This is a genomic window from Capillibacterium thermochitinicola (genome assembly GCF_013664685.1).
Taxonomy (GTDB): Bacteria; Bacillota; UBA4882; order UBA10575; family UBA10575; genus Capillibacterium; species Capillibacterium thermochitinicola.
In genome coordinates this window covers 41,705-62,069 of record NZ_JAAKDE010000023.1, presented here as the reverse complement: position 1 = coordinate 62,069, position 20,365 = coordinate 41,705, and the positions used below count along the sequence as shown (strand labels likewise).

Here is a 20,365-nt window from a genome sequence, read left to right as displayed (position 1 = left end):
TTCGGATGAATCGCGAGTTGATTGAAGCATTAAATATGGTGGAAAGGGAAAAGGGGATTGCCAAGGAGATTTTAATTGAGGCGATTGAATCAGCTATTTTATCTGCCTATAAAAAAGACCAGGGAAAAAGCAGCAATTTAAAGGTCGTTTTGGACCCGGAGACCGGTGAGTTCCATATTTACACCTATAAAGAAGTCGTCATGGAAGTGGAAGATGAAAATACGCAGATTAATCTGGCCGCGGCCAAAGCGATCAATCCCAGTTACCAGTTGAAAGACCTGGTCGAGTTTGAAATTTTCCCGAAAGAATTTGGCCGCATTGCCGCGCAGACCGCGAAGCAAATTATCGTCCAACGGATTCGCGAAGCGGAGCGGACCATGATCTATAATGAATATTCTTCCCGCGTGGATGATTTAATCACCGGTACGGTACGCCGGTTTGAACAAAAAACGGTTTACGTGGATTTAGGGAAAACGGAAGCAATTTTACCTCCCCACGAACAGATTCCTGGTGAGCGTTTTGAGCACGGGGCGCGGATCAAAGCGTATCTGGCCGAGGTGAAAAAAGGCTCGAAAGGACCCCAGATCATTTTATCACGGGCACGGAGCGGTTTTCTGAAACGGTTGCTGGAATTTGAAGTTCCCGAGATCCAGGAAGGAATCGTCGAGATCAAGAATATTGCCCGGGAACCGGGCGCCCGTTCGAAGGTGGCGGTCTATAGTAAATTTGAGAACGTGGATCCCATTGGCGCTTGTGTTGGGGCAAAAGGTTCCCGTGTCCAGATGGTGGTGCGGGAACTGAAGGGTGAAAAAATAGATTTGGTCCTTTGGGATGAGGACCCGGCCCGCTATATTACCAGAGCGCTTAGTCCGGCGAAAGTTACGGAGGTAAAACTGCTCCCCAGCAAGAAAAGTTCGATTGTGATCGTTCCGGATAACCAGTTGTCCCTGGCCATTGGGAAAGAGGGACAAAATGCCCGTTTGGCGGCCCGGTTAACCGGTTGGAAGGTTGACATCAAAAGTGAAAGCCAAGCCGAAGAATGCCGGGAAGAGATTGAAGCCTTACTTGCTGAGGAGGAAAGCTACCAGGAAGAAACCTATGATTGGGAAGAAGTACTTGGCACCGGTGAGGAGTTAACCGAACTGACCGGGGAAGACTTGGAAGCGGAAGAACAGACAGACGAAGCATGGGATGAAGAAGAGGAGTTGTGGGAAGAAACGGATTTACCGGCGGACGATGAGGTAGAGGAACCGGACTTCACTCCTGATGAGGATGAGGAGGCGGAGGAAGACTTTATCCGTGAGGAACCCAAGAAGAAGAAGTCCAAGAAACGGGCGAAGCAGCGGGTTAAAGAGTTCCTTGATGAAGTGGAAGAAGGATTTGATCTATTTAAAGACGCCAGTGCCGATTCCGAACCGGAAGTGGCGGTTGAAGATGACAGCGAGCTTGTTTTCACGGAAGAGGGCGGTTCCGGGTTTACCATTGGGCAACTCCTTTCCGAAGAGTTGAAGAAGAAATTTAAACTGAGTGAAGAGGAGAAGAAAAAGAAGTAGTGGGACGAAGCGGAGGGAGAAGTGATGGCGACACGGCAACGGAAAATCCCGCAACGGACTTGCATTGGCTGTAATACGGTGCGTGCGAAAAGAGAACTCATCCGGATCGTGAGAACACCGGAGTTGGAAGTGTTGGTCGACTTTACCGGTAAAAAGTCAGGCCGGGGTTGTTATATCTGTCCTTCTTCTTCCTGTCTGGAAAAGGCTTTAAAGGGCAACTTGTTGGCAAACAAACTGGAGGTTGAAGTCGGCCCCGAGTTGAAGGAGAAATTGAAAACCGAATTAATGATGGGGATTGTTCATGACGAGACTCCTTAATTTTCTCGGGATCGCGCGGAAAGCCGGGAAGTTGACCCTTGGTTTTACCGCTACTGCCCAGGCCGCGACAGGTGGGAAGTTAAGCCTTGTTCTCCTCGCCACCAACACATCGCCGCATACAAAAGAGAAGATTGCGCGGCTCTGCCGTGCGCATCATGTTCGTATGTACTGTATCGCAGAGCAGGAAGAATTGGGGCGGGCTTTAGGAAAAAAGACCCTGGCTGTGGTTGGTGTCCTTACGCCGGAAATGGCGAAGGCCATTGAAAAGCAGTTGCTTGCGGCCCGGATGGAATAATCGGAGGTGGTTTTATGGCTACTAAAATGCGTGTTTATGAACTCAGTAAAGAACTTGGGATTCAAAGTAAGGATCTGTTGATAATCCTTAACGAAATGGGCGCCGGTGTGAAAAATCACATGAGCACCGTGGAGGAAGAATATATCGCAAAAGTGCGGGCTTCCTTCAACCCCGAAGGCAAGTCTACTCCTAGGCGGGAAACAAAAGAAACGGCAAAGCCGACTGGGGTGACGGTACCGGCGGCCAAAGCAAAGACGGAGCCGGAGAAAAAAACGGAACCCGTCGATCAGGAAAGGGGAAAACCGAAAGTAAAACCGGCGGAGAAAACCAATGGACCGGTAAGAACACCAAAAGATCCACCACCGAAGACGGCTGCACCGAGTGACCGACCGGCGGCGGTTAAAAAAGAGACGGAGCAACGGCGACCAACACCGGTGAAACCACCAACCGCCGGGGGAAAACCAACCCATCCTCCGACTGGTACCCGTTCCCAGGCCGTAGACGGGAAAGGCGGAATGCGGGCCCCGGCCACCAAAGGCAAGGGTGGCGAACGAACCGGACGTCCCGCTCCGGCCGGTGGCCCGGGTAAACCGGTGAAGGCGGCCCCTTCCGGCCAACGTGGATGGGCAACATCCCCGGCCGGCAAACCGGCTGGTAAAGATGATGGACGGAAAAAACACGACCCTAAAACACAAAAATGGCAAGCCAAGGAGAAGGAGAATTTCAACAAGGTTCAGCCCCACAAGAAGAGACCGGAAGCGAAAAAGCCGGCACCGGCCCATCCCACCACAAATGTCAAATTTGTGCAGATCCCGGAACGGATTACCGTGAAAGAGTTTGCCCAGGCGATTGAGGTTTCCGTCTCCGAAGTCATTAAGAAATTGATCGGCCTTGGCGTGATGGCTTCCATCAACCAGGAAATCGATCTGGACACCGCCATTTTAGTGGGGGCGGAATTTAACGTAACCGTGGAAGGGGCGCCGACCGAAGAAGAAACGCTTTTGATTGAGGAGATTGAAGACAGCCCCGAGTCGCTTAAACCCCGTTGGCCGGTGGTGACGATCATGGGCCACGTCGACCATGGTAAAACTTCACTCCTTGATGCGATTCGGCAGACGAATGTGATCGCTTCCGAAGCCGGGGGGATTACACAGCATATTGGCGCCTATCAAGTTGAGATTAACGATAAAAAGATCACTTTCTTAGATACACCCGGGCACGAAGCTTTTACCGCGATGCGCGCCCGTGGTGCCCAGGTGACGGATATTGCCGTCTTGGTGGTGGCCGCCGACGACGGCGTAATGCCGCAGACGGTTGAAGCGATTAACCACGGAAAAGCGGCTGATGTGCCGATTATTGTGGCGATTAATAAGATCGATAAACCAACAGCCAACCCCGATCGGGTCAAGCAGGAACTGACCCAGTATGGTTTGGTGCCCGAGGAATGGGGCGGTGATACGATCTGCGTTGAAGTCTCCGCCTTGAAAAAGCAGGGTCTTGAGGAGCTCCTTGAGATGATTCTCCTGGTGGCCGAGATGCGGGAGTTAAAAGCCAATCCCGACCGGCCGGCCAAAGGAACGGTCATCGAAGCAAAGCTGGATAAGGGACGCGGTCCGGTGGCCACCGTTTTGGTCCAGAACGGGACCCTGAAACAAGGGGATACGATTATCGCTGGCGAGGTTTCGGGAAAAGTCCGGGCTTTGGTTAATGACAAGGGGAAAACTGTGAAGAAAGCCGGTCCCTCGGTTCCGGTGGAAGTGGTCGGTTTTGATGATCTCCCCGAAGCCGGCGACATCTTCTACGTGACTGATGAAAAGACTGCACGGCAACTGGCGGACAGACGTCAGCAGTTCCGGCGCGAACAGAGCCTGAAACGGGAACAAAAGTTCAAGCTGGAAGATCTTTTTGCGCGGATTAAAGAAGGCGAAATGAAGGAGTTAAATATCGTCCTGAAGGCGGATGTTCAGGGTTCCGTGGAGGCAATTCAATCTTCTTTGGAGCGTCTTTCCAACGATGAGGTCCGCGTGCGAGTTATTCACGGCGGCGTCGGTGCGATCAGTGAAAGCGATGTGATGTTAGCTTCCGCGTCGGGGGCGATTATCATTGGGTTTAACGTCCGTCCGGACCCGATTGCCAAACGCGTTGCCGAACGGGAAGATGTGGACGTTCGTCTGTACCGGATTATCTATGATATTGTCGATGATGTGAAAAAAGCCATGGAAGGGATGCTCGAACCCGAATACCGCGAAGTGGTGCTGGGGCGGGCTGAAGTCAGGGCTACCTTTAAGGTGCCGAAAGTAGGCACCGTGGCCGGCTGCTACGTTACCGAAGGAAAGATCACGCGCAACAGCGAAGCGCGGGTGCTCCGGGATAATGTGGTTGTCTTTGAAGGAATAATTAATAGCCTGAAACGGTTTAAAGACGACGTTCGCGAAGTGGCCAGCGGTTTTGAATGTGGTATCGGCCTGGAAAGGTTCAACGATATTAAAGAGGGCGACGTCATCGAAGCCTTTACCACCGAAGAGATTAAAAAGACCACCACCGAGGATTCGCTGAAATAAAGGGAGGGTCAAGGATGTCCGAATACCGGGCGGAACGCCTTGCGGTATTGATCAAAGAAGAACTCGGCAACATACTGCAAAAGGACCTTAAAGACCCACGGATTGGTTTTGCTTCGATTACCAACGTCCGGGTTTCGCGGGACATTGGGCATGCCAAGATCTATATCAGTGTCTTTGGCGATAAACAGCAGCAAACCGCGACCATGGAAGGGTTGGAAAGCGCAAAGGGCTACATCCGTTCCGAGCTGGGAAAAAGGATCCGCATGCGGTATGTACCCGAGATTAGCTTTGTTTTCGATAATTCACTGGAAGAAGGGGCCAAAGTCCTTTCGCTCCTCAACGAAATCAAGAAAGAGGGAGGCGAAGACTGACTTTGAGTTTACCTTCTTCTTGGGAGCAAGTGATCGCTACGTTAAAAAAACACGACCGATTTACGCTTGGTTGTCATCAGCATCCCGACGGTGATGCGATCGGTTCTTTGTTGGCCCTTGGCTTGTCTTTGGAAATGGTCGGCAAGCAAGTGGATATGATTCTGCCCGACGGGGTACCCCTCACCTTCCACTTTCTGCCGGGGGTTCAAAAAACGGTTAAACAGCCAACCTTTCGTCCGGAAGTGGTGATCAGTGTTGATTGCGCGGAGCGGATGCGTCTTGAGTTACCGGAGGAAATCTTCACTGGCGAACCCTTGCTGGTCAATATCGATCACCATATTTCCAACGACCATTTTGGTCAGGTGAACTTGGTGTTGCCCGAAGCCTCGGCGACCGGGCAGATCATCTATCACTTGCTGGAGAAATGCGCTTTTCCGATTGATGCGGCAATCGCCAGCGCGCTTTACACCGCGATTGCCACTGATACCGGCTTTTTCCGCTATTCGAACACGACCGGAGAAGTATTGTCCATCGCTTCGCGCTTGGTCGAAGACTACAAAATATCGCCTTCGCAGATTGCCGAACGCGTTTATGAGGAGAAAAGTTACGCTTCCATCCGTCTCTTGGGCGAAGTCCTTTCCACCCTGCAGATCTCCGGCAACCAGCGTTATTCCTGGATGTATTTAGACCAGGAGATGATCCGGAGATACGAGGTGGAAATGGAAGAGATTGAAAGCTATGTCAATTACACCAACTCGATCCGGGGGGTCGAGGTTGGCTTATTTTTTAAAGAAATGAAACCCGGCGAAGTGAAGATCAGCTGGCGGTCGAAAGCCGGTGTGGATGTAAGCCGTCTGGCGGCCCATTTTGGGGGTGGCGGGCATTTACGGGCAGCCGGCTGCTCCGTGAAAGGTTCTTTATCGGCGGTGATGGCGGAGGTGCTTTCCTTCGTCAACAAGTATTTTGAAGAGAATTAGGGGGAAGAAATGGCTTTTTTACGATGACGAACAATGGTTTTTTGGTTATAAACAAACCTTCGGGTTATACCTCCCACCAAGTGGTGGCGCAAGCCCGCCGGATTTTGGCGGAACGCCGGATCGGCCATACCGGCACGCTGGATCCGATGGCCACCGGCGTGTTGGTCCTAGCGATTGGGAAAGCAACGAAACTAATCTCTTTCCTGGATGAAGAAAGGAAAATGTACCGGGCGCGTCTGGTCCTAGGTTTGTCAACCGATACGCAAGATCTGACCGGCCGGGAGCTTTCCGTCCAGCCGGAGACGGAGGTTTCCCGGGAAAAGTTGCTGGCCGCCCTGGCCTTCTTCACCGGTGAGCAAGAGCAAACCCCGCCGATGTATTCGGCGGTGAAAATAAACGGGGAACCTTTATATAAACTGGCGCGGGCCGGGAAGGAAATTAACCGGGCGAAAAGAAAGATTACCATTTACCGTTTGGAAGTAGCTGAGCCCTTACTTCCCGTCTACGGCTTTAAAGAAGGGCCGGTCCTTTTAATTGAGTGTTCACGGGGGACCTATATCCGTACCCTTTGTCACGATCTCGGTGCCCACCTAGGGGTGGGTGGTTGTATGGGTGATTTGGTCCGCTTGGCTTCCGGTCCATTCCGGTTGGCCGAAGCCCTGACCTTGGATGAACTGGCGCAGGTGGTAAACGCCGGCAAGCTGAGGGAGTATTTGATCCCACCGTCCGCCGCCTTGTCCCATCTGCCCATGGTGCGGTTAAATGAAACCAATGCCGGACAGATTCGGAACGGCGGTCGGCTTTTCCCCCGTGATTTAACGGAGATACCGCCCCCGGAGGCCTGTCTGGACCGGGGGTTGGTGCAGGCGGTGGATGTTGATGGTTCTCTGCTTGCCGTTCTAAAATACCACCAAGGGCCACCCGCTTTTTGGCAACCAGTACGCGTTCTCACTTAAAAAATAGCACCGCTGCGGGGAGGAATGGGCGGATGAAACTATGGAATTCGTTTTCGATGATGCAAACAGAACTGGCCAAAACCGCTGCTTCCGGCTTGGTGGTGACGATCGGTAACTTTGACGGGGTACACCGCGGGCACCAAAAAATATTGGCGCGGGTGAAAGAGCTTGGTCGCGCCCATGGGTGGCTGGCCGTGGTGGTGACTTTCCGGGATCATACAGCAAAGATTCTAAAGGGGGAAGCACCCGGGCTTCTTCTCTCCGTCGAGGAGCGTTGCGCGCGCTTTGCCGCGCTGGGAATCGACGGCACCCTTCTTTTGGACTTCACTCCGGAGCTGGCCGCCATGGAACCGACGCCCTTTTTAGATCAACTGCTGGCTTTGGGGGTTCGGGCGCTGGTGGTGGGGCATGATTTTCGCTTTGGGATCAGGGGTACCGGTGACACCAATTTGATCTTAACTTATATGCAGAAACACGGATGTTATAGCGAAGTGGTGCCCCCGGTCAAGGTGCGGGGAAGGATTGTCAGCAGTACGCAGATCCGCACTTATTTACAGCAAGGAGAACTGGAGGCCGCCAATGAAATGATTGGCCGGCCCTTTAGTCTGTCCGGTATTGTCAGTAGGGGACAGGGGCTGGGCAGAGTTCTAGGTTTTCCCACCGCCAATCTGTCTTACCCGGCCGGCCGGTTACTCCCGAAGTTCGGTGCCTATTTTGTCCGGGTCTTCCTTAACGCGGAGGTATATTATGGTTTGGCCAATGTTGGCTGCAAACCCACTTTCGACCACTGCGTTCCGTTGGTGGAAGTTTTTATTGATCAGTTTTCCCGCGAAATCTATGGAGAATTTTTAACCGTGGAGTTTTTACATTTTTTACGGGAGGAACGGAAATTCGCTTCGCCCGAAGCGTTAAAAGCCCAGTTGCTTCTCGACCGGAAACAAGGGGAAGAACTTCGCCGGAGGATTCTGGCGCAGAAAGCTTGCAATTGAACTTAAAAAATAAGGGGCCATGTCACTTCGGCCCTTTTTTAACCTTCACTTCGCCAGGAATACTGTGCCAAGTTCAAGTCAGCGGATAAGACCAATTAGCCCATGTGGGGCAGTGTATTGGGGGTAAAGGCAATCACTCGCCCGCGCAGCGGGCAACGGGCGCCCGGTGGTGAGTGCGATTTGCCAAGGAAGACAGGTCGGCCCGTCGCAAACCGTACTGATCGATCAGTCTCTCCACCGCCGCGGTTTCGCCCACATCCTTTGGCTGGTGGGCATCGGAGTTGGCAACGACCGTAATTCCTTTATAACCGGCAGCCAATTCCCAGAAAGGGGAGAGGGGATAGGGAGGACGGAGCCCGGCCGTGGTTTTAAGCATCGGTTTTCGCAACCCATAAGCATTGACCTCTAAGGGAACTTTATAGGCCGCGGCGGCTTCCAGAATCCGTTTTGCACACTCAATGGCGTGTTCGTCCCAGAATTCATAGGAGTTGCCAAAGAGGTCGGGATGGGCGATGAAGGCAAAGAGGCCGGAAGCGATCGTTTCGACCATATGGTCGGCATAGGCCAGCAACGCTTCTTTGCTCTTCAAGTAGGAATGGACTCCCACCCAGCTACCATTATAGGGAACAAAATGGTTGCCGGCGATTAAGTAGTCAAATTTCCTTTTTCCCAATAACTCTTCCCGGTAAAAGGAGCTGTATTCCGGACTATATTCGCATTCCATGCCTTTTAAGATCGTCAGTTCCGGGTAGGTAACCCGGGCTTTTTCGACAGCCTGGTCATAGCTGTCCAGTTCGGACAGGTCCATGCGGATCATGCTCCAACGCGTATCAGGTAAGAAGGGGAGGGGGGTATGATCGGTTACCCCTAAAACCCCTAGTCCTTTTTGTACAGCAACAGCGGCATAATCGACAACATCGGCATCGGCGTGTTTACAACGGTAAGTGTGGGTATGATAATCTTGACGCATGAAGAATCCTCCATTAATATTGGTTTATATATACAAACTTCCGTCCTTTCATACTATTTCCTGCCTTTTACGTTTAGTTTAAACAAAACTTAGCCGTAAGTTAATATTTTAAGGAGGGACTTGATGAAGATGAAACGATACCAGGCGGCAATTATTGGCTATGGTAATATTGGCCGTTTTTTAGTGGATGCGATTGAGACGGCACCCGATTTTCAACTGGCCGGTGTAGTGCGGCGGCCGGAATCGGTGCAAAAATCCGCCGCCCAATTGACGGGCATTCCGGTGGTTACGTCTTTAACGGAGCTGGACACGGTCGATGTGGCTTTTCTTGCTTTGCCGTCCCGTTTGGTTCCCAAAGCAGCGGCGGAAATTCTGGCCATGGGTATTAACACGGTTGACAGTTACGACATCCATAGTGATCTGGTTAATTACCGTCAGCAATTGGAGCCAATTGCCAAAACCCACGGGAAAACCGCCGTGATTGCCGCCGGGTGGGATCCGGGTACCGACTCGCTGATCCGGTGTCTCTTTCAGTTTATGACCCCGCAGGGGATTACTTACACCAATTTTGGCCCCGGAATGTCAATGGGGCATTCCACGGCGGTCAAGGCCATCCCCGGCGTTTTGGATGCGCTTTCCTTAACCATTCCGGTTGGCACCGGCTTGCACCGGCGGATGGTCTATGTGAAGCTGGCCCCGGAGGCCGATCCGGAAGTTGTGGAACAAGCAATCAAGCAAGACCCCTATTTTGTCCATGATGAAACGGTTGTCACCTTTGTCCCCGAAGTGCAAGGTTTGATTGATATGGGCCATGGTGTGCTTCTGGAAAGAAAGGGAGCGTCGGGGCGCACCCATAACCAGCTGCTCAAGTTTGAGATGCGGATTAATAATCCGGCTCTCACCGCCCAGGTTATGGTGGCGGCCGCCCGGGCCGGCTTAAAACAGCAGCCGGGTTGTTACACCATGATTGAAATACCGGTCATCGATTATCTGTATGGGGAGCGGGAAGAGCTCATCGCCAGTCTGGTCTAAATTATTGCTTCAGAAATCTCCGGTTTGACCGATAAAACTAATGGAATGCGTTAATCCGTGACAGCTAAACCTGCCCTGCAGTAGGCAGGTTTAGTTATACTGTTTCCGGGCGAAAAGATAAGGAGCGCGACCCATGGGGAAGAGAAAAGAAAAGGATGAAATCCTCTGGCGTCAACGGGAAGAGGAAAGACTACATACCATGTATCAGTTGGAACACCAGTTGCAAGCTGCCGGTTACCGGCGGATCGCCGGAGTTGATGAAGCCGGCCGCGGGCCTTTGGCCGGGCCGGTGGTGGCCGCGGCCGCCATTATTCCCCCCGCCACTTTTATTGGCCACCTAAATGACTCCAAAAAATTGACGGCCAAACAAAGGGAGTTTGTCTACGAACAACTCATGGCGGCCAAGATCCCCTATGGCCTGGGCCAGGCGTCCGTGGAAGAGATCGACCGCTTAAACATTCTAAACGCTTCCCGGCTGGCGATGATGCGGGCGGTCCGGAACCTACCCGTGCCACCGGATTTTTTATTGATTGACGGGTATGCCTGGGCGGGGGTTGACATACCCCACCGCGGGGTGGTCGGCGGTGATGCGCTCAGTCTTTCGATTGCCGCTGCTTCCGTCTTGGCCAAGGTTACTCGTGACCGTCTGATGGTTGAACTGGATCGGGCCTTTCCCGGCTATGGTTTTGCACAACATAAAGGGTACCCCACTGCCGAGCATTACGCCGCTCTGGCCCGCCTGGGGCCTTGCCCGATCCACCGGCGCAGTTTTAACCTGCATCTTCAGTTAACCTTGGACCAGGCCGCGGGGGCAACTTCGGGGCGGAAAGGAGTTTAGACAGATGAACTCCGGATATTTACCCCCTTATCACCCTGGGACGAAGGGTTTTATCAAGGGGCAACTTGAACAAAGCAAAGACGGGCAGGTGGTTCTGAGAACAAAGCAAGGGGTTTTTCCGGTAAAAGTGGAAGGGGAGGGGATTCCCCTCGGCGCCGAGATTGTCTTCCGCCTCCTCCGGGAAGAGCCGGGACTGGTCGTACTTTCTCCTTACCGTCTGGAGACCCTTTGGGAGACCTTGCCCTTTTTTAAAGAATTGTTTGCCGGGGAGGAAACTTTGGGCCGGCAACTACTCCTTGCCGCCGTCCAGGAAAAATTACCGTTGACCCGGGAAGTTCTCTTAAATCTGAAAAAGGGGTTAATTACGGCGGAAAAAGAATGGGGAGTCCAAATTCATCCCCGTGCCGTTGCTTTTCTACAAGCAAGGAACATTCCGCTGGCACCACGGACCCTCCTGTGGGCCCTTTATCTCTTGTTTCCGGCGGTCCAAAAGGTGATGTGGCAACAGACCGGGGTGCAACCGCCCATCCTTCCCTTTTTGGCCAAAAGCCATGCCGAAGAGGAGGGGGATACCGGGGAGGAAAACCCCGCCGCGCAGACCGGGGACGAGCTTGTGGAGGCGGTTTTCCGGGAAGCGAGGATCTTTATGCGGCAGCAAGCCGACCGGGATCCGGGTTTGCCCCATCTTCTTTTTTACTATTGCCCCACTCCCAAGACGGAGATCCGCTGGGCGGGACGGGGCTTTGGTTTCCCCGAGGAAAAGAACGGAGACGAAGAAAAGGAAGGACGCGAACAAAACCAGCCCTGTTACGCTTTTTGTTTAGCTTACCAATCTCCGGTCTTTGGCAAAATGGAGATTATTGGGGTTAACAATCAGTCCGGCTTAAATCTGAAAGTGTTGGCGGATCGTGCTGTTTTAAGCCAGAATCTTTTTGCCGGTTTGCAAGCCTATCTGGAAGCGAAAGGCTGGCCCGTCCGGTCGGTTAAAGTTGAGGAGTACCAGGCAGGTGAGGCGGCGAGCCTTCAGCCGCTGCGGATTGATGGGTGGTTATAATGCTGCGGATTGCTGGGTGGTCAAAAAATGGAAGAGAAGATGATTAAAGCCATTGCCCTGCGCTACCGGCAGGCGGAGGACGAAGCCCCGGTTGTCCTGGCCAAAGGCCAAGGCTATGTCGCAGAAGCCATTTTGGAGTTGGCTCGTCAGGCCAAAATTCCGACGGTGGCCGACCCCGCTTTGTGTAAGCTCTTGGAAGGCGTTGAAGTTGGTAGCTGTATTCCGCCGGAGGCTTACCAGTTAACCGCGGAGATCCTGGCCTTCATCTGGCAGTTGGAAGAAAAGGCGGGAAAGCGGCGTTTGGTTTAGGGACCTCTCCCGGAGGGAGGTCCTTCTTTTTGTCAAGTAACCTTTCCGAACCATTCTACTACTGGTTCCTATAGTAGGCGGTTCGGCAGAGGTTATCTTTTTAATCTGTAATCTGTTTTTATGTATTTTTTGAACAACAGGCCCAGGATCACCCCAAAAATAACAGCACTAAACAGTTGGGCGTAATAATCACTGATTGGCCGGTACGGAATCAGATTGCGTCCTTCGATCAGCCACATAAAAAGGACTTCCAACAAGATCCAGCTTTGCAGGTTGAGAAAAACGCTTTTTAAAATTAGATTTTCCCAGCCGAAGTGCTCGACGGCCATACGGTATAAGATCAACGCGATACTGGCGCCTAAGGACATCGATAAAAAAGCACCAAGCAACCGGGTGGGCCGGTTTAGGGTAATCATCAAGCTGCTTAACTCGAAAACGCTGTACTTGGCGTATCCCATAAGTTTTAGCACACTGGTCAGTATCTCATAGGGGATGGCCGCTAAAGCACCGATGATCATTGATAACGTCGGTTTATTTGTTTTCATGGAAACTCTCCCGTACCGTTTATGCCTATTTTTAACGATAAAACAAGAGGTTATTCGGTTTAAAAAAAGTGGGTCAATAACGGTGTCAAAAGCCAAAATATACTGTTATTGGGAATAAATTGAAGGAAAAGAAAAAAGGAGCGCGAAATCTAAGCACAAAACTGGTAAAGGTGAGGGTAATGGACCGACGGCGGCTGGGGAATTACGGCGAATTCATCGCCCGCCGGCTCCTGGAGGAACGGGGTTACCGGATATTGCACCAAAAGTATTACACCCGTTACGGGGAGCTTGACCTGATTGCCAAAGACGGAACGCAAATTGTCTTTGTTGAAGTAAAGACCAGAAGCGGGAAAGCTTATGGCGGCGGTCTGGAGGCGATTACCAAACGGAAAAGGAACCATTTGGTCCGCGCCGCCCTTTATTTTTTACAACAACACAATTATCAGGATCTGCCCTGCCGGTTCGATATTCTTGCCCTCGAGTTGGACCGCCAAGGAAAACTGCTTACCTACCAGTTAATCACCGATGCTTTTGGGGTGGAAGGGGGTAACTATTACTGATGTTTGCCAAGGTGACTAGTGGTACGGTGGTTGGCATTGACGGGTTTCCGGTCGAAGTGGAGGTCGATCTTTCCGCCGGACTTCCTTCCTTTGATTTAGTTGGTTTAGCCGATACTGCCGTCAAAGAAGCAAAAGAACGGGTGCGGGCGGCGATCAAAAATTCCGGGTTTTCTTTCCCGGGCCACCGGATCGTAATTAACCTGGCTCCGGCCGATTTACGCAAAGAGGGAAGCGGTTTTGACCTTCCGATTGCCCTGGGTATTCTTTTGGCTCAGGGTTGTTTTGACGAAGAAGCCCTGAATGGTGGATTCATCGTCGGGGAATTGGCCCTTGACGGCTCAATCCGGCCGGTCCGCGGGGTCTTACCGTTGGCGCTCGCCGCCCGCGACAGCGGACGGGAGTTCCTGATGTTACCGGCCGGTAATTTTTCAGAGGCCTTGGCCGTAAGGGGGATTAACTTAGTCCCGGTTTACCATCTCCGGGAAGCGGTTGAGTATCTGCAAACAGGAAAAATTCCAGCAGTCAAAGCAGAGGGACAGGCCGAAACCGCCGCTGCTGTTGAGACGGAAGACTTTGCCGATGTCAAGGGGCAGGAAACGGCGAAACGAGCCCTGGAGATTGCTGCGGCCGGCGGGCATAATATAATTTTGGTTGGTCCGCCCGGCTCCGGAAAAACGATGCTTGCCCGGCGGCTCCCTTCCATCCTGCCCGACCTGAGCCAGGAAGAAGCCCTTGAACTGACAAAGATCTATAGTATCGCCGGTTTGTTACCGCCGGGCGTCACTCTTTTACGGCAACGCCCCTTTCGTAGTCCGCACCATACCACCACCAAAGCCGGTTTGGTCGGCGGAGGAAACTATCCGCGGCCCGGTGAAGTGACTTTAGCCCACCACGGTGTCCTTTTCCTCGACGAGTTCCCCGAGTTTCCCCGGGAGGTGCTGGAAGTCCTCCGTCAACCACTGGAGGACGGCAAAGTGACCATCGCCCGCACCACCCTTACCCTGGTATATCCCAGCCGGTTTATGCTGGTGGCGGCGATGAACCCCTGTCCGTGTGGTTTTTACCGGGATCCGCTCCAGGCTTGCCGGTGTACGCCCACTCAGATCCAAAGGTATTCAGCGCGGATCTCCGGCCCTTTGCTGGACAGGATCGATTTTATGGTGGAAACCCCACGGCTGCGTTATGAAGAAATGACCGCCCCCGGCAAAAACGGAGAAGAATCAAAACAAATCAAGGCCAGAGTAACGGCTGCCCGCCGGCGGCAGGAAGAGCGGTTCAAAGGAAGAGGTTTGTATTGCAACGCCCAGATGGGCCCGAAAGAAATAAAAAAATACTGTGCCTTGGATCAGGAGGGGAAGAAGTTAATGGCCGCGGCGGTACGCAGTTTTGGGATCACCGCCCGGGGCTATAACCGTCTGCTCTGCGTGGCGCGGACGATTGCCGATCTGGCCGGCCAGGAAGCGATCGAACCTGCCCATTTGGCCGAGGCCCTTCAGTACAGGCGGTTGGAATTCTTGACGCAGGAGGGGAGATAGTATCCGCCACCGAGATTGTTATAATTGGTTAAAGGAAAGGAAAACTGCGGAAAAAGTCAAATAGATCCAAAGGGCCATAAGAATCACCACAAAAGTGGCCCCTAAAACATTACACCGGGGGGTTGGGTTAACGATGAACGCAATCGAGGTAATCAAAACAAGAAGAAGCATTAGAAAATACAAAAACCAGGAAGTGCCGAGGGAAATAATTATGGATATTCTAGACTGTGCCAGGCTTGCCCCTTCCGGGTACAATAATCAGCCCTGGCATTTCGTGGTGGTGACCGATCAGGAATTAAAAGTGAAGCTTTCTCAGCTCGCCAAGTATGGCAGATTTATAAAAGATGCTTATGCGATGATTGGGGTTTTCTGCCGGAAGGATGCGGCTTGCTTTTTTGAAGACGGTTGTGCGGCAACAGTTAATATCCTCCTGGCGGCCTGGAGCTATGGCCTGGGAACCTGCTGGATAAATTCATATAAAAAGGAACACTCGGAAGAAGTAAAGGCTTTGCTGAAATGCCCGGAATCCTACGAGCTTATCTCGATGATTTCCCTAGGCTATCCGGATGAAACTCCTGTCGTCAAGAAAAAGGAGTTAAAAGAATTAGTAAGTTTCAATGGTTTTTGCTGATGAAAAGCATGAGGCGCCATAGGCCATAAATTGGCGCGGTTCACAATAAATCTTTCAGTTGCAAAGAAGAGCTGATTTGGGTAATATATAGTAAATAGGGGACTTGTGTTAAGTTCAAGGGCAATTAGGCTTTGCCGATGTGAAAAATAGGATTATGACGAAATAAGGGAGAGCAATGCAGACGAACAGTTATCTTGATTATAAGGAAATAATCGCGGATACAGTAGGAAAGGTGTTAGCGGAGACCGGGTTGGAAAAGCAGGCGATTTACGCTTTACTTGAATACCCACCCGACGAGAAGTTGGGTGATCTCGCTTTACCCTGTTTTCAATTGAGTAAAATCTTGAAAAAAGCCCCCAACTTGATTGCTCAGGAGTTGGAGGCCAAAATAGATCCGGCTCCTTATTTTGAAGCGGTCAAGGCGACCGGACCCTATCTGAATTTTTTCGTGGCTCCGGTTACGCTGGCCGGAGAAGTATTGGGCAAAATCATGACTTGCGGGTCCAACTACGGGGCACACGCCATCGGCGGGGGACAGAATATTGTCATTGATTTTTCGGCTCCTAATATCGCCAAACCTTTCCACGTAGGTCATTTGAGCAGTACAGTGATTGGCAATGCCCTGTATAAGATCTTTGAGTTTCTGGGCTATAACTGTGTTGGCATTAATCATTTGGGCGACTGGGGAACCCAGTTTGGCAAGCTGATCACCGCCTACAAGAAATGGGGATCCGCCGAAGCGGTGGAAAAAGGACTAATCAAAGAGTTGCAGCGGTTATATGTCAAGTTTCATTCCGAAGCGGAGCAGGATCCATCGTTGGAAGATGAGGCCCGCGAATGGTTCCGGAAAATCGAGAACGGGGACGAAGAAGCCCTTTCCCTCTGGCGGTGGTTTAAAGATATCAGTTTGGAAGAGTTCCAAAGGGTCTATGACCTGCTGGAGATCTCTTTTGACTCGATGGCCGGCGAAAGTTTTTACAATGATAAAATTGACGCCGTGCTTGACGAGTTGAAAGAGAAACAGCTGCTGGTGGAGAGCGATGGGGCCGCCATTGTCAACCTGGAAGACTACGGAATGCCGCCCTGTTTGATTTTGAAAAAGGATGGCAGTACCCTCTACGCCACACGGGATATTGCGGCCGCCCTGTACCGCAAGAAGACCTATCAGTTCGTAAAAGCGCTGTATGTAACGGGGGCTGCGCAAAGTCTCCATTTCAAACAGTGGTTCAAAGTGGTGGAACTGATGGGCTACGATTGGGCGAAAGATTTAGTACATATTCCTTTCGGCCTGGTTAGTCTTGAAGGTGAAAAGTTATCCACGAGAAAAGGCCGGGTTGTTTTACTGGAAGACCTGTTAAGGACAGCGATCGAGAAAACACTGGCCATTATCAATGAGAAAAATCCCGGCCTTGCGCGGAAAGAAGAAGTCGCGCAGATGGTCGGGGTTGGGGCCGTTGTTTTTGGGGCATTGAGTGTCAACAGGATTAAGGATGTAACTTTCTCATGGGAAGAAGCATTGAGTTTTGAGGGCGAGACCGGCCCGTATCTCCAATATACGCACGCCAGGGCGTGCAGTATTCTGCGTAAAGCCGGGTTTTCGCCGGAGGTGGACACTTTTGCCCCGGAAAAACTCAACGACCCGGCGGCGCTGCGCGTCGTCAAGACGCTATATCTCTTCCCGGAAAAAGTGCTTAGTGCCGCCAATGAATATGAGCCTTCCATCATCAGCAGGTATTTAATCGACCTTGCCCACGCATTCAACGGGTTTTACCATGAATGCCAAGTTTTGGTGGATGACCCGGATCTACAACGAGCAAGGCTTGTTTTAGTTTGGGCAGTTAAAACCGTTTTAGCAACTGGTTTGGGTTTGCTGGGCATCAAAGCGCCGGAGCAAATGTAATAACGGGAGTGTTGGTACCTTCCAACGATCCAATCCTGGTGGAAGGTTGTGTGACGATGAAGGCGTTACTTCGAATCTTGTCTTTATGTTTATCCGTAACGGTTTTTCTCTCCGGTTGCGGATGGGAACAGGACTCCTTTTATTACCAGGGAATCCTTTTTGAGGGTTTTGATCCTGCGAAACACCAGCCTTCACCCGCATTTCTTAAGAATATCACGCCTACAAAAGTTACGCTTTCCCCACGGCAGATTAAAGCCCTCAAAAAGTGCGTGGACTTATTGTGCGAACACGGCTTACGTTATTTACTGGAGTATCCCGATCGTTTTGTCATCGTTGAAGCTCCCTACTCTTTTGCCGACAAACCCCAGATGATTGTCTACCTTGACAAGGAAAAAGTTAATTTGACTTTCACCATCGACGATGACTGGGAGAACAAACTGCTCAACGCGAACCTGGGTTTAATGGAGCACAGTGGACAGTTTCATTTTCAAGGTACGCCAAAGCTGCCTAACCTCCTGCGGATTATCATTCATGAGATCGGTCATTTAGTCGAGTTTGAGCGGTTGAAATTTAACTGGCAAGGTAAATTTGTTCCCCATCCTTTAAATAAGGAGTTCGTCAATATCTCTTGGGACCAGGACCGCTACTGGCAGGATAAAGAAGGTTTCTCGGAGAAACTGCACAATATCCAATCGGTTGAGGGTTTGCTCCTTTTTCTGCAGTGGTTTAAAGAAGAATCCTCCTTTTTCAGTCTAAGCAGCAGTATGGGGATGAATGAGGATTTCGCCGAGGCTTTTGTTTATTATATTTTGAAAGAGTACTACAACTACGAAATCAATTTTGTTTATCAAGGCCGTGTAGTGCTGGACAACTTACAAGCGCCCAACCGTTACCGCAGACAAAAAATGGCGTTTGTTGCCAACTTGCTGCAGAACGAACTGATGGAGAATAAATGAACAATGGGAGGAAGGACGATGCGCCGAAAAATAACTGGTTTCCTATTGCTCCTCATGTTGTTTGTGGTATTAGCCGTACCCGGGCGCACGGAAAATTACAGTTTGCAACTGACGGCCGCCACTGCCAACGCCGCCGGTGAAGTAGGGGCGGTGGTGTTAACCGAATTTCAAAGACTGGTTCAAGAACGGACCAAAGGTTATATCAATGTCGTAATTTGCTTGGATGGTGTTTTAGGCAGTGACCAGGAACTGGTCAAAGGACTGCAACGGGGAACGGTCGACATCATTACTGTTTCCGCCTTTAAATATGCCGAGTATGTACCGGAATTTACCGTGCTGGAACTGCCTTTTCTCTTTTTCTCCACCGACCATTTGAAAACAGTTATGGCGGGGACTTTGGGAGAGGTTTTGAAGGGAAGAGCCCTGGAAAAGCGGGGCGATTATGTTTTAGGGTATATCACCGACGGACCCGTCAATATCGTCAGTAACCGAGCCTTAACCAGTTTGTCCCAGAGTCGCGGGCTCCGTTTTCGTACGTTGCTTCTGCCAACGCACCGCCGAACCTGGGAGATTATGGGCATTACCCCGGTGACCCTGGCTTATTCCGAATTTAAAATCGGTTTGCAGGTGGGGATGGTGGATGCGGTCGAAACCAATTTCATTGACTACAAAAAGATGCGGGTTTATGATACCGCCCGTTTTATCCTCCAAAGCGAGCATTACTTTCCTGTCCAAATCCTCATGTTAAGTAAGAGAGCCTGGCAAAGGATCCCCATGGCTTACCGGGAAATCGTCCGGGAGTGTGCCCGGGAAGCCGTTGCCTATGGTAGTGATGAACTGATTTGGCAGAACCGGGAAACCGCCCGGGAATTAACGGAGAAATACGGGGTAAGAATTACCGAACTAACCCTCCCGGAGAAAAAAACCAACTACCAAAAGTTGGTTGCTTTCCAGGAAGAAACTTTTAATGCCTACGGTTTGAAAGAGATCTGGCCGGAAGTGAAAGCTACTTATTTGGAATACCAAACGCAATTAGAAGCGGAGCTCGAAAGGATCAGGCAAAGCCGGGAAAAGGAGAAAGAATAGTGACATAAAAATGTACCCAGCGGATAAAAGCCCTTTCCAAATGGAAAGGGTTTTTTGTGTTCTTGGAGGGTCCATAAAAAGTGTCGGCCCAAAAATTTTTGCTTTAAGAAAAAGGAAATATCATATTAATGTCGAATGCTACTTTCGTAAAAAGAACAAATTGGTATCAAATATTTTACCGATTTTTTAACAGGAAAACCGAAACCGTTTTCGATTTTTAAATCGTCATAGGGAGGATAATCTTGGCGCCTGCTGATAGATATAAGAAAGGAAGCTTGGGTTTTTATTTTTAAATTTATTATACCAAAGACCGAAACCGATTTCGTAATTAAAATATTATAATTGAGATTCTAATCGATATCTCTAGTTTATATATATGAAATAGATAATAGTTTATTTGGTTTGAATTGTTGTCCATTTCGCGAAAGGTGAGCTATCGGCATAAAAAAGGACAACCATCAAATGTAGACCGGGATTAAACGCAATTATTTCGGTTCTTTTCGCCGAAAACCGAAACCGTTTTCGATATCTGAATTGCTTACTTTTAATTGTTGGACAAAGAAGGGGGTGGCTAAGTTCAACAATGGGTAATAGCATTCAATAACGTGCAATACGGAGGAACTCGAGTTTTTAAGAGGAAAAGGAGGTTCTGTTATGTTTAAACGTAAGAAACTAGTTTTATTTACTTTGTTGCTTATTACCTTCATCGTCGTTTTATCGGGTTGTTTTAAAAGTGGAAATGGCAAAAAAACTGCTACATATCAATTAACAGTCAATGTGACGGAGGCAACGGAAGGCAATCCCATCTATGGCGATATCATAGTTTTATCCGAAAAAGGCGCAAAAGTCGCCCAAAAAACTGGCAATGCAGCCCAGTTTAATTAAAAAAGGGGACATATACCGTAAAGGTTAATGATCCCGGTTTTGAA

General features: G+C 50.6%; 21 protein-coding genes. 19 read left to right on the top strand and 2 right to left on the bottom strand.

Features of this window, described 5'->3' with window-relative positions:
- Positions 1-5 precede the first annotated feature (5 nt).
- The 8 genes from nusA to G5B42_RS09875 are packed head-to-tail and all read left to right on the top strand — an operon-like array spanning position 6 to position 8,020.
- The gene (gene nusA / locus G5B42_RS09910) at positions 6-1,553 is read left to right on the top strand and encodes a transcription termination factor NusA (protein WP_181340313.1); all 1,548 of its coding nucleotides are present in this window, start codon (positions 6-8) and stop codon (positions 1,551-1,553) included.
- Between the two features lie 24 nt (positions 1,554-1,577).
- Positions 1,578-1,871 carry an RNase P modulator RnpM gene (rnpM, locus tag G5B42_RS09905; protein ID WP_181340312.1) on the top strand — a complete coding sequence of 98 codons (294 nt, stop codon included), beginning with the start codon at positions 1,578-1,580 and terminating at the stop codon, positions 1,869-1,871.
- Positions 1,855-2,166, top strand: coding sequence for a L7Ae/L30e/S12e/Gadd45 family ribosomal protein (locus G5B42_RS09900; protein WP_181340311.1), 312 nt, complete (start codon positions 1,855-1,857; stop codon positions 2,164-2,166). Before rnpM ends, G5B42_RS09900 begins: the two co-directional genes overlap by 17 nt.
- A gap of 14 nt (positions 2,167-2,180) precedes the next feature.
- On the top strand, positions 2,181-4,727 hold the full coding sequence (gene infB, locus G5B42_RS09895) for a translation initiation factor IF-2 (RefSeq protein WP_181340310.1): 2,547 nt from the start codon (positions 2,181-2,183) through the stop codon (positions 4,725-4,727).
- 14 nt (positions 4,728-4,741) lie between these two features.
- The gene (rbfA, locus tag G5B42_RS09890) at positions 4,742-5,098 is read left to right on the top strand and encodes a 30S ribosome-binding factor RbfA (RefSeq protein WP_181340309.1); all 357 of its coding nucleotides are present in this window, start codon (positions 4,742-4,744) and stop codon (positions 5,096-5,098) included.
- 2 nt (positions 5,099-5,100) lie between these two features.
- The gene (locus G5B42_RS09885; RefSeq protein WP_181340308.1) at positions 5,101-6,075 is read left to right on the top strand and encodes a DHH family phosphoesterase; all 975 of its coding nucleotides are present in this window, start codon (positions 5,101-5,103) and stop codon (positions 6,073-6,075) included.
- A gap of 23 nt (positions 6,076-6,098) precedes the next feature.
- Entirely contained in the window at positions 6,099-7,031 is a 933-nt protein-coding gene (gene truB, locus G5B42_RS09880; RefSeq protein WP_181340307.1) for a tRNA pseudouridine(55) synthase TruB, read from the top strand.
- Between the two features lie 32 nt (positions 7,032-7,063).
- The gene (locus G5B42_RS09875; protein ID WP_181340306.1) at positions 7,064-8,020 is read left to right on the top strand and encodes a bifunctional riboflavin kinase/FAD synthetase; all 957 of its coding nucleotides are present in this window, start codon (positions 7,064-7,066) and stop codon (positions 8,018-8,020) included.
- Positions 8,021-8,153: 133 nt separating this feature from the next.
- Here the strand turns inward: G5B42_RS09875 and G5B42_RS09870 are convergent, their stop codons facing one another.
- Positions 8,154-8,990 carry a histidinol-phosphatase gene (locus tag G5B42_RS09870; protein WP_181340305.1) on the bottom strand — a complete coding sequence of 279 codons (837 nt, stop codon included), beginning with the start codon at positions 8,988-8,990 and terminating at the stop codon, positions 8,154-8,156.
- Positions 8,991-9,119: 129 nt separating this feature from the next.
- Here G5B42_RS09870 and G5B42_RS09865 point away from each other — a divergent pair, with 129 nt between their 5' ends.
- The 4 genes from G5B42_RS09865 to G5B42_RS09850 all read left to right on the top strand — a co-directional run bounded on the left by G5B42_RS09865 (position 9,120) and on the right by G5B42_RS09850 (position 12,223).
- Entirely contained in the window at positions 9,120-10,022 is a 903-nt protein-coding gene (locus tag G5B42_RS09865) for a diaminopimelate dehydrogenase (protein ID WP_181340329.1), read from the top strand.
- Between the two features lie 133 nt (positions 10,023-10,155).
- On the top strand, positions 10,156-10,860 hold the full coding sequence (locus G5B42_RS09860) for a ribonuclease HII (protein WP_181340304.1): 705 nt from the start codon (positions 10,156-10,158) through the stop codon (positions 10,858-10,860).
- Between the two features lie 4 nt (positions 10,861-10,864).
- Entirely contained in the window at positions 10,865-11,914 is a 1,050-nt protein-coding gene (locus G5B42_RS09855; protein WP_181340303.1) for a hypothetical protein, read from the top strand.
- 27 nt (positions 11,915-11,941) lie between these two features.
- Entirely contained in the window at positions 11,942-12,223 is a 282-nt protein-coding gene (locus tag G5B42_RS09850; RefSeq protein WP_181340302.1) for an EscU/YscU/HrcU family type III secretion system export apparatus switch protein, read from the top strand.
- 92 nt (positions 12,224-12,315) lie between these two features.
- Here the strand turns inward: G5B42_RS09850 and G5B42_RS09845 are convergent, their stop codons facing one another.
- Positions 12,316-12,768, bottom strand: coding sequence for a hypothetical protein (locus G5B42_RS09845; RefSeq protein WP_181340301.1), 453 nt, complete (start codon positions 12,766-12,768; stop codon positions 12,316-12,318).
- 179 nt (positions 12,769-12,947) lie between these two features.
- On the opposite strand from G5B42_RS09845, the gene G5B42_RS09840 reads away from it, so the two are divergent.
- From G5B42_RS09840 to G5B42_RS09810, 7 genes are all read left to right on the top strand, one after another.
- Positions 12,948-13,328, top strand: a complete 381-nt coding sequence (locus tag G5B42_RS09840; protein ID WP_181340300.1) for a YraN family protein — start codon at positions 12,948-12,950, stop codon at positions 13,326-13,328.
- A complete protein-coding gene (locus G5B42_RS09835) occupies positions 13,328-14,863 on the top strand; it encodes a YifB family Mg chelatase-like AAA ATPase (protein WP_181340299.1) in 1,536 nt (511 codons plus the stop codon). Before G5B42_RS09840 ends, G5B42_RS09835 begins: the two co-directional genes overlap by 1 nt.
- Before the next feature lie 133 nt (positions 14,864-14,996).
- On the top strand, positions 14,997-15,494 hold the full coding sequence (locus tag G5B42_RS09830) for a nitroreductase family protein (RefSeq protein WP_181340298.1): 498 nt from the start codon (positions 14,997-14,999) through the stop codon (positions 15,492-15,494).
- Positions 15,495-15,669: 175 nt separating this feature from the next.
- Positions 15,670-17,394, top strand: a complete 1,725-nt coding sequence (gene argS, locus G5B42_RS09825) for an arginine--tRNA ligase (RefSeq protein ID WP_181340297.1) — start codon at positions 15,670-15,672, stop codon at positions 17,392-17,394.
- 269 nt (positions 17,395-17,663) lie between these two features.
- On the top strand, positions 17,664-18,350 hold the full coding sequence (locus tag G5B42_RS09820) for a hypothetical protein (protein ID WP_231133455.1): 687 nt from the start codon (positions 17,664-17,666) through the stop codon (positions 18,348-18,350).
- 18 nt (positions 18,351-18,368) lie between these two features.
- Positions 18,369-19,436 carry a TRAP transporter substrate-binding protein gene (locus G5B42_RS09815; RefSeq protein ID WP_181340295.1) on the top strand — a complete coding sequence of 356 codons (1,068 nt, stop codon included), beginning with the start codon at positions 18,369-18,371 and terminating at the stop codon, positions 19,434-19,436.
- A 654-nt stretch (positions 19,437-20,090) separates the two neighbouring features.
- Complete coding sequence (locus G5B42_RS09810) at positions 20,091-20,321, top strand: hypothetical protein (RefSeq protein WP_181340294.1); 231 nt, start codon at positions 20,091-20,093, stop codon at positions 20,319-20,321.
- Positions 20,322-20,365: the final 44 nt, after the last annotated feature.

What these genes read in the sequence shown, in the direction of transcription:
- rnpM (WP_181340312.1), top strand. Translation starts at nt 1,578, where the DNA reads ATGGCGACACGGCAACGGAAAATCCCGCAACGGACTTGCATTGGCTGT.
- G5B42_RS09840 (WP_181340300.1), top strand. Translation starts at nt 12,948, where the DNA reads ATGGACCGACGGCGGCTGGGGAATTACGGCGAATTCATCGCCCGCCGG.
- G5B42_RS09900 (WP_181340311.1), top strand. Translation starts at nt 1,855, where the DNA reads ATGACGAGACTCCTTAATTTTCTCGGGATCGCGCGGAAAGCCGGGAAG.
- argS (WP_181340297.1), top strand. Translation starts at nt 15,670, where the DNA reads ATGCAGACGAACAGTTATCTTGATTATAAGGAAATAATCGCGGATACA.
- G5B42_RS09865 (WP_181340329.1), top strand. Translation starts at nt 9,120, where the DNA reads ATGAAACGATACCAGGCGGCAATTATTGGCTATGGTAATATTGGCCGT.
- G5B42_RS09855 (WP_181340303.1), top strand. Translation starts at nt 10,865, where the DNA reads ATGAACTCCGGATATTTACCCCCTTATCACCCTGGGACGAAGGGTTTT.
- G5B42_RS09815 (WP_181340295.1), top strand. Translation starts at nt 18,369, where the DNA reads ATGCGCCGAAAAATAACTGGTTTCCTATTGCTCCTCATGTTGTTTGTG.
- infB (WP_181340310.1), top strand. Translation starts at nt 2,181, where the DNA reads ATGGCTACTAAAATGCGTGTTTATGAACTCAGTAAAGAACTTGGGATT.
- G5B42_RS09835 (WP_181340299.1), top strand. Translation starts at nt 13,328, where the DNA reads ATGTTTGCCAAGGTGACTAGTGGTACGGTGGTTGGCATTGACGGGTTT.
- G5B42_RS09850 (WP_181340302.1), top strand. Translation starts at nt 11,942, where the DNA reads ATGGAAGAGAAGATGATTAAAGCCATTGCCCTGCGCTACCGGCAGGCG.
- truB (WP_181340307.1), top strand. Translation starts at nt 6,099, where the DNA reads ATGACGAACAATGGTTTTTTGGTTATAAACAAACCTTCGGGTTATACC.
- G5B42_RS09845 (WP_181340301.1), bottom strand. Translation starts at nt 12,768, where the DNA reads ATGAAAACAAATAAACCGACGTTATCAATGATCATCGGTGCTTTAGCG.
- G5B42_RS09875 (WP_181340306.1), top strand. Translation starts at nt 7,064, where the DNA reads ATGAAACTATGGAATTCGTTTTCGATGATGCAAACAGAACTGGCCAAA.
- G5B42_RS09870 (WP_181340305.1), bottom strand. Translation starts at nt 8,990, where the DNA reads ATGCGTCAAGATTATCATACCCACACTTACCGTTGTAAACACGCCGAT.
- nusA (WP_181340313.1), top strand. Translation starts at nt 6, where the DNA reads ATGAATCGCGAGTTGATTGAAGCATTAAATATGGTGGAAAGGGAAAAG.
- G5B42_RS09830 (WP_181340298.1), top strand. Translation starts at nt 14,997, where the DNA reads ATGAACGCAATCGAGGTAATCAAAACAAGAAGAAGCATTAGAAAATAC.
- G5B42_RS09810 (WP_181340294.1), top strand. Translation starts at nt 20,091, where the DNA reads ATGTTTAAACGTAAGAAACTAGTTTTATTTACTTTGTTGCTTATTACC.
- G5B42_RS09860 (WP_181340304.1), top strand. Translation starts at nt 10,156, where the DNA reads ATGGGGAAGAGAAAAGAAAAGGATGAAATCCTCTGGCGTCAACGGGAA.
- rbfA (WP_181340309.1), top strand. Translation starts at nt 4,742, where the DNA reads ATGTCCGAATACCGGGCGGAACGCCTTGCGGTATTGATCAAAGAAGAA.